At 73.0% G+C, this 15,052-nt stretch carries 11 protein-coding genes; 3 read left to right on the top strand and 8 right to left on the bottom strand.

Going from position 1 to position 15,052, the window contains the following annotated elements:
- Nucleotides 1-23 precede the first annotated feature (23 nt).
- The 3 genes from C8E97_RS12585 to aspS form a co-directional block, all read right to left on the bottom strand.
- The gene (locus C8E97_RS12585) at nt 24-1,223 is read right to left on the bottom strand and encodes a hypothetical protein (protein ID WP_121004905.1); all 1,200 of its coding nucleotides are present in this window, start codon (nt 1,221-1,223) and stop codon (nt 24-26) included.
- A 159-nt stretch (nt 1,224-1,382) separates the two neighbouring features.
- Nucleotides 1,383-2,324 carry a DUF389 domain-containing protein gene (locus C8E97_RS12580; RefSeq protein ID WP_121011407.1) on the bottom strand — a complete coding sequence of 314 codons (942 nt, stop codon included), beginning with the start codon at nt 2,322-2,324 and terminating at the stop codon, nt 1,383-1,385.
- 39 nt (nt 2,325-2,363) lie between these two features.
- The gene (gene aspS, locus C8E97_RS12575) at nt 2,364-4,136 is read right to left on the bottom strand and encodes an aspartate--tRNA ligase (protein ID WP_121004902.1); all 1,773 of its coding nucleotides are present in this window, start codon (nt 4,134-4,136) and stop codon (nt 2,364-2,366) included.
- 156 nt (nt 4,137-4,292) lie between these two features.
- Between aspS and C8E97_RS12570 the strand changes: the two genes are divergently transcribed.
- Nucleotides 4,293-4,970 carry a peptidylprolyl isomerase gene (locus tag C8E97_RS12570; protein ID WP_121004899.1) on the top strand — a complete coding sequence of 226 codons (678 nt, stop codon included), beginning with the start codon at nt 4,293-4,295 and terminating at the stop codon, nt 4,968-4,970.
- An 851-nt stretch (nt 4,971-5,821) separates the two neighbouring features.
- Here the strand turns inward: C8E97_RS12570 and C8E97_RS12565 are convergent.
- Nucleotides 5,822-7,009, bottom strand: a complete 1,188-nt coding sequence (locus tag C8E97_RS12565) for a S8 family peptidase (protein ID WP_121004896.1) — start codon at nt 7,007-7,009, stop codon at nt 5,822-5,824.
- 222 nt (nt 7,010-7,231) lie between these two features.
- Here C8E97_RS12565 and C8E97_RS12560 point away from each other — a divergent pair, with 222 nt between their 5' ends.
- Complete coding sequence (locus C8E97_RS12560) at nt 7,232-7,690, top strand: GNAT family N-acetyltransferase (RefSeq protein WP_121004893.1); 459 nt, start codon at nt 7,232-7,234, stop codon at nt 7,688-7,690.
- Here the strand turns inward: C8E97_RS12560 and C8E97_RS12555 are convergent.
- Both C8E97_RS12555 and C8E97_RS12550 read right to left on the bottom strand, forming a co-directional pair.
- Entirely contained in the window at nt 7,669-8,796 is a 1,128-nt protein-coding gene (locus tag C8E97_RS12555; protein ID WP_121004890.1) for a S8 family peptidase, read from the bottom strand. The two genes, C8E97_RS12560 and C8E97_RS12555, sit on opposite strands and share 22 nt — an antisense overlap.
- Before the next feature lie 55 nt (nt 8,797-8,851).
- Nucleotides 8,852-10,054: a S8 family peptidase gene (locus C8E97_RS12550; protein WP_211346993.1), complete on the bottom strand. Its 1,203-nt coding sequence runs from the start codon at nt 10,052-10,054 to the stop codon at nt 8,852-8,854.
- Between the two features lie 1,139 nt (nt 10,055-11,193).
- Between C8E97_RS12550 and C8E97_RS12545 the strand changes: the two genes are divergently transcribed.
- Nucleotides 11,194-12,003: a hypothetical protein gene (locus C8E97_RS12545; RefSeq protein ID WP_246018839.1), complete on the top strand. Its 810-nt coding sequence runs from the start codon at nt 11,194-11,196 to the stop codon at nt 12,001-12,003.
- Between the two features lie 15 nt (nt 12,004-12,018).
- Here the strand turns inward: C8E97_RS12545 and C8E97_RS12540 are convergent, their stop codons facing one another.
- Entirely contained in the window at nt 12,019-13,179 is a 1,161-nt protein-coding gene (locus C8E97_RS12540) for an acyl-CoA dehydrogenase family protein (RefSeq protein ID WP_121004884.1), read from the bottom strand.
- Entirely contained in the window at nt 13,176-15,047 is a 1,872-nt protein-coding gene (locus C8E97_RS12535) for an acetyl/propionyl/methylcrotonyl-CoA carboxylase subunit alpha (RefSeq protein WP_121011401.1), read from the bottom strand. The genes C8E97_RS12540 and C8E97_RS12535 overlap by 4 nt, the downstream gene beginning before the upstream one ends.
- Nucleotides 15,048-15,052 lie beyond the last annotated feature (5 nt).

Raw genomic sequence — 15,052 nt, 5'->3', positions numbered from 1 at the left:
ACGCGGGAACGGACGGCGGAACGCTACCGGAATGCCGGGTACAGCGGCAGTTCCAGCGTCTCCGGGCCGTACCGGGTGATCAGGGCGGAGATCATCGCCTCGGCGTGCGCCGCGACGTGCTTCTCGCCCAGCGCCACCGCGTCCGACCGCAGCCGCACCCACCGCGACGCGAGCACGGTGCCGCGCGGCGGCGAGTCCAGCGGCCGGTGCCCCGACGGCAGCGCCAGGTCCAGGCCCGGCAGCCCGCGCCACGTCGACAGCCACACCCACAGGAACTGGGCCTCCAGCAGCCGGGGCAGGAACACCGCGTCGTCGTCCAGGTCCGGCCACACCGAGCCGACCTCGGCCCGCCACGCCGCCACCATCGCCTCGGACATGCCCGCGGGCAGCCCGTAGGGGCACCAGCACGACGGGAACGGCACCCGCAGGCACGCCGCGTCGAACACGACGTCGCGCACGCAGCCGCCCTCGAAGTCGAGGAACCGGACGCCCTTGCTGGTCACCAGGTGGTTGTCCGGGCAGGACGTGGACGGGCTGAACGCGCGCCGCCGGGACGTGCCGAACCCGCGCACCGCGCGCGCGGCGAACTCCAGCACCGCGGGCGGCGTCCCGACCCGCAACGACCCGGCGAGCAGCGCGGGCAGCCCGGCCAGCGCCGCGTGCACGTCCACCGCGATCGGGTCGGCGCAGCACTGGCCGCCCTGCCGCCGCATCAGCGCGTCGAAGTCGGCGTCGCGGCCCGCCGTGGTGGCGTGCAGCCTGCCCATCGCGTGCGCCCACGACAGCAGGCCGCGCTCGGCGGCCCGCGCGTCCGGGCCGAGCAGCTTCTCCGCCAGGCGCGGCGCCTTGCCGAGGTCCTCCAGCACCACCAGCCGCTGCCCGCCGTCCTGGGCGACCAGCTCGGGCGTCAGCCGGTCCTCGCCGGGCAGCGCCGTGAGGAGCTGGTGCGACACGGCCTCGTGCGCGAACGGGTCGCGGTCGGCCACCGCCGACGGGTAGCGCTTCACCACCAGCGTGCGGGGCAGCGAGAACGGCGTCGACGCCACCCGCACCCGCACGACCACGGAGCGGCCCGCGCCACCGAGCCGCTCGGGGTCGGCCAACCGCACCGCCGCGCCGAACCGCCCGCTCAGCACGGATTCGGCGGCGACCACCGCCGCGCGCACCTCGGAATCGGCGTCGTCGTCGATGTCCACCGGGCCGGCGGTGATCTCCACGCTCATCCCCTCCGACCCTACCCCGGTGGCCACCGACCTGACAGAACCCGTCCGGGCACCGTGACGGTAGTGCTCATATGCATGGTTCGACCACCATTTGTCGATACTGCAACCAAGTCGTCCGCGTGGCACACCCGTCCCACCGGGCGGGAGCGGCGGCGGTGGTCAGCCGCGGGACAGCGGTCGCCCCAGGTCACGGCCGCGGCGGCGGCGGTTGCGCAACGCCAGCACCAGCGCGGCGGCCACGACGATCCCCGCCAGGTTCACCACCAGCTGGAGCACCGACCGGCCGCAGATCGCCCACTCGCCGAGCACGGCCGCGATCGCCGCGAACCCGGCCGCCGGCACGGTCGTCACCGAGATGAACACGCCGACCAGCGCCGCCGACTTCGCCGACGTCATCGACAGCATCCCCGCCGCACCCGCCAGCAGGGCCACGATCAGCGAGAACGGTCCCACCTGGAACACGAAGTCCACCTGGTGGGCGGCCAGCACCACGTCCCGGTCGAACAGCCCGGTGTAGGAGCCGAGGACCGCGCCGGCGAACGTGATCAGCATCGCCAGCGGGAACCCGGCGGCCAGCGCCAGGCCCGCGCGCCGCACCAGGTCACGGCGCCGCAGCACCAGCCCCACCGCGATCGCCGCCAGCGGGCCGAACTCGGGCCCGACGACCATCGCGCCGACGATGGTGACCGGCGAGTCCGTCACCACGCCCACCGCCGCCAGCAGGCACGCGATGGTGAGGAACGCCAGGAACGTGGCGTTGAGCCGCGACTCCTCGCCGGTGCGGGCGATCAGCTCCTCCCACACCACGGCGTCCGCCGCCTCGCCGGGCGCGGCCTCCTCCGCCCGGTCCGCCGCGTCGGACAGCGCCGTGTCGACCTGCTCCAGCGTGACGCCGCCGCTGTGGTCGATGCCCAGCTCGCACAGCGCCTCCACCACCTCGTCGGTGGCCTCGCGGGCGAGGTCGGCCTCGACCACGTCACCGGCCGGGTCGAGGGCCGCGCCCCGCAACAGCACGACGTGCGCCACGCCGGGGTGCTCCTTGAGCGCGGCCAGCACCTGCTCGGTGCGGTCGACCGGGCACACGGCGCGCAGGTGCAGCATGGCCACCACGGTGCCCGATCCCCCGTACCCCCGCCCGCCTTACGCCTGCTGCGGCTTCGCGTCGACCCCGGCCTCCTTGCGCTGCCGCGCGGTGATCGGGGCGGGCGCGGCCGTCAGCGGGTCGTAACCGCCGCCGCTCTTCGGGAACGCGATGACCTCGCGGATCGAGTCCGCTCCCGCCAGCAGCATGGTGATCCGGTCCCAGCCGAACGCGATGCCGCCGTGCGGCGGCGCGCCGTACTTGAAGGCGTCGAGCAGGAAGCCGAACTTCTCCTGCGCCTCCTCCGCGCCGATGCCCATCACGTCGAACGCCCGCTGCTGCACGTCGGCGCGGTGGATACGGATCGAGCCGCCGCCGATCTCGTTGCCGTTGCAGACGATGTCGTAGGCGTACGCCGTGGCGTTGCCGGGGTCCTCCTCGAACCGGTCGATCCACTCCGGGGTGGGCGAGGTGAACGCGTGGTGCAGCGCCGTCCACTTGCCGCCGCCGACCGCGACGTCGTTGTCACCGAGCTTGTCGGTGGCCTCGAACATCGGGAAGTCCACGACCCACACGAACGACCAGGAGCCCTCTTCGATGAGCCCGATGCGGTGCGCGATCTCCACGCGCGCCGCGCCCAGCAGCGCCCGCGCGGCGTCCGGGTCGCCCGCGCCGAAGAACACGCAGTCGCCGGGGTTCGCGCCCACGGCCTTGGCGAGGCCGTCGCGCTCGGCGTCGGACAGGTTCTTGGCGACCGGGCCGCCGAGCGTGCCGTCCTCGTTGACCAGGACGTAGGCCAGGCCCTTCGAGCCGCGCTGCTTGGCCCACTCCTGCCAGGCGTCGAGCGTGCGGCGGGGCTGGCTCGCGCCACCGGGCATGACCACCGCGCCCACGTACGGGGCCTGGAACACGCGGAACGGCGTGTCCTTGAAGTACTCGGTCAGCTCGGTCAGCTCCAGGTCGAACCGCAGGTCGGGCTTGTCGGAGCCGTACTTGGCCATCGCCTCGGCGTAGGAGATGCGGCGGAACGGCCGCGCGATCTCGTGGCCGGCGAGGTCCTTCCACAGCGCGGTGATGATCTTCTCGCCGAGCGCGATCACGTCGTCCTGCTCAACGAAGCTCATCTCGATGTCGAGCTGGGTGAACTCGGGCTGCCGGTCGGCGCGGAAGTCCTCGTCCCGGTAGCAGCGGGCGATCTGGTAGTACCGCTCCAGCCCGCCGACCATCAGCAGCTGCTTGAACAGCTGCGGCGACTGCGGCAGCGCGTACCAGGAACCCGGCCGCAACCGGGCGGGCACCAGGAAGTCGCGCGCGCCCTCCGGCGTCGAGCGGGTCAGCGTGGGCGTCTCGACCTCGACGAAGTCCTCGGCGTGCAGCACCTCGCGGGCGATCCGGTTCGCCTCGCTGCGCAGCCGCATCGCCTTGGCCGGGCCGCTGCGGCGCAGGTCCAGGTAGCGGTGCTTGAGCCGGGCCTCCTCGCCGACCTCCAGGTGCTCGTCGAGCTGGAACGGCAGCGGCGCGGCCTCGTTGAGCACCTCCAGCTCGGAGGCGTAGACCTCGATCTCGCCGGTCGGCAGGTCGGGGTTCTCGCTGCCCTCCGGCCGGCGGGTGACGTCACCGACGACCTTCACCACGAATTCGGCGCGCAGCCGGTGGGCGCGCTCGGCCATCTCGCCTTCGCGGAAGACGACCTGCGCGACACCCGAGGCGTCCCGGAAGTCGATGAAGATCACGCCGCCGTGATCGCGCCTGCGGGCCACCCACCCGGTCAGGGTGACGGACTGCCCGGCGTGCTCGGCGCGGAGCGTCCCGGCCTCGTGCGTGCGCATCACGGGTACTGCTCTCCTCGGGGTTCGTGGTCGGCTGGGCCGACGTCGTGCTAGCGGAACAGCGACTGGGCGTCAAGGCTAGCCAACGACCCGGAGGAAGACGCCACCAGGTTTCCGAGAAACCGCTTCGGGGGCCGCCGCCGCGCCTAGGATCACCGCGTGGCCAGACGCCTGTTATCGACCGCGGTGGTGGTCCTGCTGACCAGCGGCTGCGCGCAGCCCGTTCCGGGCAGGCCCGTGGCGGGCCCCCTGCCGCCGGTGCCGACCACGCACTGCGAGTACACCAGGGACCCGGAAGCCACGACGACCACGCGCGTCACCGCTCCGAGTGACGACGGCGTGCCGGCGGAGGGCAGGACCGCACTCACGGTGAAGACCACCCGGGGCGACCTCGAACTCACCCTCGACGCGGCGTCCGCGCCTTGTTCCGTGCACAACTTCCGGCACCTCGTGGAGCAGCGCTTCTACGAGGGCCACTCCTGCCACCGGTTGGTGACGGAGGGCATCTGGCTGATCCAGTGCGGCGACCCGACCGGCACCGGAGTCGGTGGGCCGGGGTACAAGTACGACGACCCGGAGGCCGCGGAGGCGGACTACACGCGCGGCGTGATCGGGATGGCGAACCGGGGCACACCGGGCACCAACGGCAGCCAGTTCTTCATCGTCTACCGGGACAGCGCCTTCCCGCCGAACTTCCCGGTGATCGGCGAGGTGACCCGCGGCCTGGACGTGATCGACAAGGTCGCTGCCGAGGGCGTCCGCCCGGAATCCGGCCTGGGCCCGACCGACGGCCTGCCCCGCTTGGACCTCAAGTTCACCAAGGTCGAGGAGAAGTGACCCACCGCCTCGGACACCCCGCACAGACCCCCACCCTTGCCCACGCGGCGCAGACCCCGCCCCTTGCTCACGCCCGCGCAGACCTCTGGTCTCGTGTTCTCCCCGTATGGCCTGCCCGCAGGGCAACCACAGTCGGTCAGGGGGCGCAAGCACGCTTCACCGCTTGCGCCCCCTGACCGACTGTGGTGGTCTTTGACAGGCCATGCGGGGAGAACACGACGCCCTTGTTTTTGTTTTTCCTCCCCGGAGGTCTGCCCAGCGGCGAGCGTCGCTTTTGGCTTTGACGCTCAGGACCGATTGACTTCCGCGCTGAAGGCACCCGCACAAATCGAAGAACTTCCGTGCGGATCTCAGCCGAAAGAAGCGCTCGCCGCTGGGCAGGCCACCGGGGGAGGGAAGGGCGTCGTGCTCTCCCGCACGACCTGTCGAAGACCACCACCCTTGTTTGGCCAGGTCAAGCGAAAAGCGTGCTTGACCTGGCCAAACAAGCGCGGTTGCCCTGCGGGCAGGCCGTACGGGAGAGCACGAGGCCCGACGTCTGTGCCGCGCGCACGGCGGAGCGCCCTGCGGAGCGCGCGGGGCGCTGGGGCACCAGGAAGCAAGGGGGGATCGCCGAGTGCGGAATGCCGGGATCGGCGAGTCTTCACCTCGACCCCAACCGCTGTCCGACCCCGGTTCCGGCGTTTCCTCCGGGTGTTGCCTCCGGCCCCCGGTTCCATTGTCCCACGAGCCACCGACAACTTCCGGCGGGAAAGCTGAGAGGCGCCGGCTTCGGGCTTTCGGCGTGAAACCGGGGAGGCCACCCCCGCGTTCGGCGGGGGTGGCCTCGGACCGGCTCGATCAGCGGGGTGTCAGGCGCTGGGAGCCAGGTACAGCAAGCGGTTCGGAGAGCCCGAGCCTGGGCTGGTCACCTTGCTCGGCGTGGCCTGCCCCACCAGGTACGAAGCCACCTGGGCGGGCGTCGCCGAGGGGTTGTTCTGTAGGTAGCGGGCCGCCGCGCCGGCCACGTGCGGCGTCGCCATCGACGTGCCGGAGATGCTGTTGGTCGCCGAGTCGCTGGTGTGCCAGGACGACGTGATGTCGGAGCCGGGCGCGAAGATGTCCAGCACGGAGCCGTAGTTGGAGTAGTTGGCCCGCTTGTCGGTGCGCTCGGTCGCGCCCACGGTGATCGCCTCGGTCACTCGGGCCGGCGAGGAGTTGCGGGCGTCGGTGTTGCTGTTGCCCGCCGCGATGGCGTAGGTGACGCCGGCCGCGATGGACTTCCGCACGGCGTTGTCGATCGTGGAGGACGCGCCGCCGCCGAGGCTGAGGTTCGCCACGGCCGGCTTCTTGTGGTTCTTCGTCACCCAGTCGATGCCCGCGACGACACCGGCCGTGCTGCCGCTGCCGTTGTTGTCCAGCACGCGCACGGCGTGGATCGTGGCGTTCTTGGCCACGCCGTACTGGCTGCCCGCGACGGTGCCGGCGACGTGCGTGCCGTGGCCGTGCCCGTCCTGGGCGACGTTGTCGCGGTCGACGGCGTCGTAGCCGTTCTGGGCCCGGCCGCCGAACGTCGAGTGGCTGACCCGCACACCGGTGTCGACGATGTAGACGTTCACGCCCTGACCGGTCGAGGTGTAGGCGTACTTGTTGTCGAGCGGCAGGTTCCGCTGGTCGATCCGGTCCAGGCCCCACGACGGCGGGTTGTTCTGGTCGGTCCGGACGTGGAACACCTGGTCCTGCTCGACGTACTCCACGGCCGGGTTGGCCGCGAGCCGCTTGGCGGCCGACTCCGGCATGGAGACGGTGAAGCCGCGCAGCGCGTTGTCGAACACGCGGTCGACCTTGCCCCCGTACCGGCCCGCGAGCGCGGCGGCGGAGGTGGTCGTGTCGTCCTTCAGCTTCACGATGAAGCTGTTGGGCACCTTCTCGACCGCGTCGGCGGCGCGGATCTCGCCCTCGGCGGCCTGAGCGGGGGAGGTCAACAGGGTGGTCGTGGCCGCGGCCAAGGCCGTCGCGCCGACACCGGCCAGGAACCGGACCCGTCGTGACTGTCGCATGCAGATTCCGTTCTCGATGCGGTGACCGGACGTCCGCCCGCCGTGAGCGCGCAGGGAGCGGGCGTGACGCTGGGCCACCTTGCCCTCGCTGTCAGTCACCAACTCAAGCAGCATTACCACGGGAAAGCCAAGAACGAAAGATTGCCAGTTATCACCGAGCGTGAAGAAGTCTCGTGACCTGCGGTTTCCCGAATTCCGGGAGACCTGGTAGAAGCATCCGACATGCGCCTGGAACCCGTCACCGAGGACAACTACCGCGCCGTCATCGACCTCGAGGTCCACGAGGACCAGCGGAACTTCGTCGCGGCCAACGTCCGCTCCATCGCCGACGCGTGGGTGTACCGGCCGAGGTTGCAGCCGCTCGCCGTGTACTCCGGTGACGACCTCGTCGGTTTCACGCTGCTGCGCCGGGAGGACCCGCGCGACCTCCGCGTCGTCCGCTTCATGATCGACCGCAGGGCCCAGGGGCGCGGGCTCGGCCGCAAGGCGCTGGCGGCGATCGCGGACGTCGCGCGCTCGGAGGGCCGGACCCGGCTCGTGCTGGGGATCGTGCCGGGCAACGCCGTCGCGCACGGCCTGTACGCCGCGTTCGGGTTCGTCGAGACCGGCGAGGTCGAGCGGGGCGAGGTCGTGATGGCGCACGACCTCGCCCCGGCGCATCACCTCGACGGCGACCAGTAGAGCAGGTTGCCCCACGGCAGCGGCGTGGCCTCGCGCACGATCCCGTCCTGCACCTGCGCCGGCGTCGCCTTGCGGTTGAGGTGCAGGTACCGCAACGCCACCCCGGACACGTACCCGGTCGACATGGACGTGCCGCTCAGCGTGTTCACGGCGGTGTCGCTGGTGTGCCACGCCGACTTGATGTCGACGCCCGGCGCGTAGACGTCGACCACCTTGCCGTAGTTGGAGAACGACGACTTGGTGTCGGTCTTGGTGGAGGACCCGGACGTGATCGCCTCGACCACGCGCGCCGGCGAGTGGTTGGCGGCGTCGTTGTTGTCGCCGCCCGCCGTGACGGACGCCGACACACCGGAGGCGATCAGCGCGCGCACCGCGTCGTCGAGCGCCGTGGACACCCCGCCGCCGAGGCTGAGGTTCGCCACGGCGGGCTTGTGGGCGTTGCGCGCCACCCAGTCGAGGCCCGCGACGACGTTGGCCGTGGTGCCGCTGCCGTTGCGGTCGAGCACCCGCACGCCGCAGACCCGCGCCAGCTTGGCCACGCCGAAGGTCTTGCCGGCGATGAGGCCCGCGACGTGCGTGCCGTGGCCGTGCTCGTCCTGGGCCACGGCGTCGTCCTCGACCGCGTCCCACCCGTCGCACGCCCGGCCGCCGAACTCCTGGTGCGTCACCCGGAGACCGGTGTCGAGCACGTACGCGGTGGTGCCGCGGCCGGTGGAGCGGTAGCCGTACTCGGTGTCCAGCGGCAGCTTCCGCTGGTCGATCCGGTCCAGGCCCCACGGGGCGTCGGACTGGGTGGAGTGGACCCGCAGCACCTGGTCCTGCTCGACGTACTCGACCGCCGGGTCCGCGGCGAGCCGGCGGGCCTCCCGCTCGGTCAGCCGCGCCGCGAATCCCTTGAAGGGCCCCGAGTACGTCCGCACGACCGACCCGGCGAGCCCGGCGGTCACGTCGGCCGCCGCCGACGCGTCGGCCAGCTTGACGAGGTAGCTGCCGGGCACCGCCGACGCCGAGTCCGCGTGCCGGACCACGCCCTCCGCCCGAGCCGGTGTGGCGAGGGCCCCCGCGGCCACGAGGGCCACGCCGAGACCTGACAACAGTTTCCGCATGGGTGTTTCCTTTGCAGGGTGGGAGGAACGGCGCGCGACCCCCGCGCGCCCCCGGTCACCTGGTGGGCGACCAGTACAGGAGCCGGCCCCCGGGCAGCGGGGTCGCCTCGGACGCGAGTTCCGCGTGCACCCGCGCCGGGCTCGCCGCCGGGTCGGCCTGGAGGAGGCGCGCCGCGACGCCGCCGGTGAACCCGGACGGCGCGGACGTGCCGGTCAGCGTCCGGAGCGCGGTGTCGTCGGCGTGCCAGGCGGCCGTGACGTCGATCCCCGGCGCGAACAGGTCGACGCCGGGGCCGTGGTTGGAGAACGGCGCGCGCTCGTCGGTCCGCGTCGACGCGCCGGACACGACGGCCTCGGCGACGCGCGCGGGCGAGCTGTCGACCGTGCCGCTGCCGCTGCTGCCCGACGCCACCGAAGCGCTCACCCCGGACCGGATCATCGAGCGCACCGCGTCGTCCAGCGCGGTCGACGGCCCGCCGCCGAGGCTGAAGGTGGCCACGGCGGGCTTGCGCGCGTTGCGGGTCACCCAGTCGACGCCCGCGACGACGCCGGCGGTGGTCCCGCTGCCCCGACCGTCGAGCACCCGCACCGCGCCGACCCGCGCGCCCTCGGCCGCGCCGTGGACCCGGCCGGCGACGACGCCCGCGACGTACGTGCCGTGCCCGTTGTCGTCCTGCGCCACGGCGTCGCCGTCGACCGCGTCCCACGCGTGGAAGGCGCGACCGCCGAACTCCTGGTGCGTCACCCGGACACCGGTGTCGACCACGTAGACCGTCACGCCCTCGCCGGTCGACGCGTGGCGGTAGGCGCCGTCGAGCGGCAGTTGCCGCTGGTCGATCCGGTCCAGGCCCCACGGCACGGCCGTCCCGGTGGCGGCAGTTCCGGGGGCGGCGGTCCCGGTGGCGACGGTTCCGGGGGCGGCGGTCCCGGTGGCGGCGGCGGCCCGCACGACCTGGTCCTGCTCGACGTACTCCACCGCCGGGTCGGCGGCGAGCCGGCGGGCCTCCCGCTCCGCCATCCGCGCCGCGAAGCCCTTGAACGGCCCGGAATACGTCCGCACCACTGAGGCGGCCAGACCGGCGGGAGGCGCGGACCCCGCGCCGTCCTTGAGCTTGACGAGGTAACTGCCGGGCACCGCGCGCGGCGAGTTCGCGTACCGGACCGCACCTTCGGCGCGGGCCCGCGTGGTGGTCATGACCGCGCCGGTGAGCGCGGTGGCGAGCATGAAGACGGCCAAGACGGGTAAGAGCTTGCGCATCGGCTTTCCTTCATCGGGCCGGGACTTCCGGCGTGGGCGCACATCGGCGTGCGTCGGTGCCACGGCGTCGGACCGGGGTCGCGGTGGACCCCGTCGTGGCTGTACGGGTCTTCGCCGTGGTGGTCACGGCTGTACCGACCAATCCTGCGCGGGTACCGGCTGTACTGGTCACAACTGCACCGATCGTTCCATCGCTGGTCACGGGACCGATCGCAACCGGAGCGGCGTCGGCCGAGTGGTGGAACCCGCCGCCGCAGTGAGGGGTGTCCCGGTCCCCCGACGGACGCGCCGCCGGTCGACCCGCGAGGCCGCACCACGGCGGACGGCAGCCGGCGGCCCCCGCCCGGCCGGCGGGGCGTCGCTCTGCGTGGTCGACCGCGATCCGCGCGCCGGCACCCCGGACATCCCACCGGGGAACCCTTTCAACGCTGAGGCGAAATAGCCGTCGCGGACACCGCCGAACCGCGGCGGGCGCGAGTTCGAACGCACCGTGGATAAATCGTTCGGCGTGCCGGGGCGGCCGATCGCGTTCACGGCGGGGCCGGTACCGGAGCGGAGCGTGCCCGCGCCCTCCCGCACGACTGGTACGACCGGGTCGGGCCGCACCACTCCGTCGGCCGCTACGACGTCCCATCTGAACCCGTGCATACTGGCTGTCCGTTCTTCCCCGAGAGCGGCCTGCGCCCGGTCGGCGACCGGGACCGGCACCGCGACCGCGGGGTGTGCCCCACGTCACCCCACGTCTGTCGAGGCTATGCGGCGGTTCGGGTACCGGGAAGCGACCAGACGTCCCAGCGGCGGTGGGACGTCTGCCCCGGCCGTCCTTCACACCACTGCTGTTAATGAGAATTCAAACATTCCACGACCGACCGGATTTTGGCCGCCGATTCGGTTAAATTCACGTCGGGAAACCCGATCGGCTGTACCGTCGGAGTGATTTCCCACGATAACGTCGCTCGCCTTGTCCTCGGGAGAACGGAGCGAAGATGCCAACGCCAGTCGTCGGACCGGAATCGCGGGTACGCGATCACCGACGTATCGACGCCGGAGCGGACCCCTTCGCGGACGCATTGCGATCGGCGATCCGGGCGAAAGGGCTGAGCCTGGAACGCATCCAGCACAAGCTGCGGTCACGCGGCGTGGCGGTGAGCATCGCCGCGCTGAGCTATTGGCAGTCGGGGCGACGCCGTCCGGAACGGCCCGACTCACTGACCGCAGTCGGCCACCTCGAAGAGATCCTGGAGGTCGGCGAGGGAGGGTTGAGCACGCTGCTCGGCCCGCCGCGCCCGCGCGGCAAGGCGCGGCCGCGGGTGCGGCTGACCGGCCCGGAGGGGTGGGCGGCGGCGGGCGACTACGAGTCGATGGCCGAGCTGCTCGCCGACGTCGACACGAGCACCGACCAGGACCTGACCCGGCTGAGCCTGCGGGACCAGGTCGAGCTGGCGATGGACGGCAGCACGCGCCGGGTGCGGTCGCGGCAGGTGCTGCGGGCCGAGCGGGCCGGGGTGGACCGGGTGCTGCTCGGCTACGACACCCGCCTGCCGGGCGACCCGCTGCCGGTGATCGGCACGCTGCGCTCGTGCAGACTGGGGCGGGTTTCCGCCGACCCGCGCAACGGTCTGATGATCGCCGAGCTGCTGTTCGACCGTCCGCTGCGCAGGGGTGAGCGCACCGCGGTGGAGTACGAGCTGATCCACGTCGCGCCCCACCACCCGACCTACGACAACACCTACTCGCGCCGGTTCCGGCACCCGGTGCGGGAGTACGTGCTGGAAGTGCGGTACGACTCGCGGTGCCGGCCGGTGCGCTGCGAGCAGTTCACGTCCGACCTGGCCGGCGGCGAGCCCGTCGACGCGCGCGAGACCCCCGTGGACACCTGGGGCTACGCGTACGCCGTCGCCCTGGACTTCGGTCCGGGTGTGGTGGGCCTGCGCTGGCAGTGGGCCTGACCCGGTCGGCCCGGATCAGTAGGAGCGCGGCAGCCCCAGCGTGTGCTGCGCCACGAAGTTGAGGATCATCTCGCGGCTGACCGGCGCGATCCGGGACAACCTGGACGCGGCGAGCAGCGCCCCGAGTCCGTACTCGGAGGACAACCCGTTGCCACCGTGCACCTGGATGGCCTGGTCCACCGTCGCCGCGACCGCCTCCCCCGCCGCGTACTTGGCCATGTTGGCCGCCTCCCCCGCAGCCCGGTCTTCTCCAGCGTCGTAGAGAGCCGCGGCCTTCTGGGTCATCAGCCGAGCGAGTTCGACCTGGATCGCGCACTGCGCCAGCGGGTGCGCCACGCCCTGGTGCGCGCCGATCGGGGTGTCCCAGACGGTGCGGCTCCGGGCGTAGGCGGTCGCCTGGTCGAGGGCGCGGCGGGCCATGCCGGTCGCCAGCGACGCCGCCATGATCCGTTCCGGGTTGAGCCCGGCGAACAGCTGGGCCAACCCGGCGTCCTCGGCGCCCACCAGCGCGTCGGACGGCAGGCGCACGTCGTCGAAGAAGCAGGTGAACTGCTTCTCCGGCGACACGACCTCCATCGGGATGTGGTGGTGGGCGAAGCCGGGCGCGTCGGTCGGCACGACCACCAGCGACGGCAGCAGCCGCCGCCCGACGCGGTCGACGTGCCTGGCCACGACGAGCACGGCCGCCACCTCGTCCACGCCGGAGATGTAGTGCTTGCCGCCGGACAGCACCCACTCGTCGCCGTCGCGGCGGACGGCGGTGGTGATCCGGTGCGCGTTCGAGCCGGCGTCGGGCTCGGTGATGGCGAACCCCATCTTCACCGCGCCGGTGGCGAAGCCGGGCAGCCAGCGCCGCCGCTGCGCGTCCGTGCCGAACCGGGCGATGACGGTCGCGCAGATGGCCGGCGACACCACCATCAGCAGCAGGGGGCACCCCGCGGCGGCCAGCTCCTCGCACACCGCCGCGAGGTCGCCGATCCCGCCGCCACCGCCGCCGTACTCCTCCGGCACGGCCACGCCGAGGTAGCCGAGGCGGCCGGCGTCGGCCCACAGCTCGTCGGTCTTCTCCCCGGCCCGCGCCTTGGCCGTGAAGTACTCCGGCCCGTACCCGGCGGCCAGGTCGGCGACGGCCGCCCGCAGCGCCCGCCGCTCGGCGCTCTCCACGAAGTCGGTCACGTCCGGGCCTCCTCCACCACCGCGAGCACGTCGCCCGCGGCGACCTGCCGCCCCGGTCGGACGAGCACCTCGACGACCGTGCCGCCGGTCGCGGCGAGCACCCGGTGCTCCATCTTCATCGCCTCCAGCACGAGCAGCTCCGCGCCCGCCTCGACGACGCTGCCCGGTTCGACCGACACGCGGACCACGGTGCCGGGCACCGGGGCGACGGTCGCGCCCGCGGCGACCGCGGCGCGCGGCTCCGGGAAGCGCGGCACCAGCGTGAACGCCAGCCCGGCCACGACCACCAGGTCGCCGTGCACCGCGACGGGGAACGCCGTGCGGACGCCGGCGCGCTCCAGCACCACTTCGTCGCGCGCGGTCGACACGACCCGCGTGCCGGGATCGGCGACCACGCCGCCGCGGGTGTGCCGGTAGGCGACTTCCACCGTTTCGCCGTCGAATTCGAACACTGTTTTCTGGGGTTGTGACGGAAGATTGCGCCAGCCCAGCGGTAGGTTCGTCCGACGAATTTCGGCCAACGCCAGCGCACCGGCCAGCGCCGCGGGCCGCACGTCCACTTCCGGCGGCGCGAGCAGGCCGTGCCGGTCGAGGAACCCGGTGTGGGTGTCCCCGGCGGCGAAGGCCGGATGGCGCAACGCGCGGACGAGGAGTTCCCGGTTGGTGACCAACCCGTGGACGGCCGTCCGGTCCAACGCGGTCGCCAGCTTGCGGATCGCGGCCCGCCTCGTCGGCGCCCACGCGATCACCTTGGCCAGCAGCGGGTCGTAGTGCACGCCGACGACGCTGCCGTCCGCCACGCCGCTGTCGACCCGCACGCCGTCGGGCACGCGGAAGCGGTGCAGCGTGCCGGTGGAGGGCCGCCAGTCGTGCGCGGGGTCCTCGGCGCACAGCCGGGCCTCGACGGCGTGGCCGCGCGGTTCCGGCGGGTGCTCGGGCAGCCGCTCGCCCTCGGCGATCGCGAGCTGCCACGCCACCAGGTCGACGCCGAACACCTCCTCGGTGACCGGGTGCTCGACCTGGAGCCGGGTGTTGACCTCCAGGAAGTGGAAGCGCTGGTCGTCGGTGAACAGGAACTCGACGGTGCCCGCGCCGACGTACCCGATGGCCCGCGCCGCCCTGGTGGCGGCGTCGAAGAGCCGGTGCCGCGCCTCGGGCCGCACGGCCGGGCTCGGCGTCTCCTCGATGACCTTCTGGTGCCGCCGCTGGACGGAGCACTCCCGCTCGCCCAGCGCCCACACCGTGCCGTGCGCGTCGGCGAGCACCTGCACCTCGACGTGCCGCACGTCCTCCAGCAGCGGTTCGCAGAACACGGTGCCGTCGCCGAACGCCGACTCGGCCTCCCGGCGGGCGGCGGCGACCTGCGCGGCGAGGTCGTCCCGCGACCGCACCACGCGCATCCCGCGCCCGCCCCCGCCGGCGGACGCCTTGACCAGCAGCGGGAACCGGGTCGCGGACACCGGGTCCAGGTCGGGCAGCACGGGTACGCCGGCCGCGGCCATCCGCCGCTTCGCCGCCACCTTCGAGCCCATCACCGCGATGGCCTCCGGGTCGGGGCCGACCCAGGTGAGCCCGGCGTCCAGCACGGCGCGCGCGAAGTCGGCGTTCTCCGACAGGAAGCCGTAGCCGGGGTGCACGGCGTCCGCGCCGGCCGCGGTCGCGGCGGCCACCAGCGCGTCGACCCGCAGGTAGGTCTCGGCGGGCGTGGCGCCCGGCAGGCGCACCGCCGCGTCGGCCTCGCGCACGTGCGGCGCGTCGGCGTCCGGGTCGGAGAACACGGCGACCGGGCTGATGCCGAGGTCGCGGCAGGTGCGGGTGATCCGGCGGGCGATCTCGCCCCGGTTGGCGATCAACAGCTTCCCGATCACGGCGG

It is taken from the genome of Saccharothrix australiensis (assembly GCF_003634935.1).
Lineage (GTDB): Bacteria > Actinomycetota > Actinomycetes > Mycobacteriales > Pseudonocardiaceae > Actinosynnema > Actinosynnema australiense.
The sequence above is the reverse complement of the archived record's forward strand: the minus strand, read 5'-3'. Positions and strand labels throughout refer to the sequence as shown.

Bases quoted from the DNA above. Each gene is read 5' to 3' on its own strand.
- C8E97_RS12550 (WP_211346993.1), bottom strand. From the start codon at position 10,054: ATGCGCAAGCTCTTACCCGTCTTGGCCGTCTTCATGCTCGCCACCGCG.
- C8E97_RS12585 (WP_121004905.1), bottom strand. From the start codon at position 1,223: ATGAGCGTGGAGATCACCGCCGGCCCGGTGGACATCGACGACGACGCC.
- C8E97_RS12565 (WP_121004896.1), bottom strand. From the start codon at position 7,009: ATGCGACAGTCACGACGGGTCCGGTTCCTGGCCGGTGTCGGCGCGACG.
- C8E97_RS12580 (WP_121011407.1), bottom strand. From the start codon at position 2,324: ATGCTGCACCTGCGCGCCGTGTGCCCGGTCGACCGCACCGAGCAGGTG.
- C8E97_RS12560 (WP_121004893.1), top strand. From the start codon at position 7,232: ATGCGCCTGGAACCCGTCACCGAGGACAACTACCGCGCCGTCATCGAC.
- C8E97_RS12555 (WP_121004890.1), bottom strand. From the start codon at position 8,796: ATGCGGAAACTGTTGTCAGGTCTCGGCGTGGCCCTCGTGGCCGCGGGG.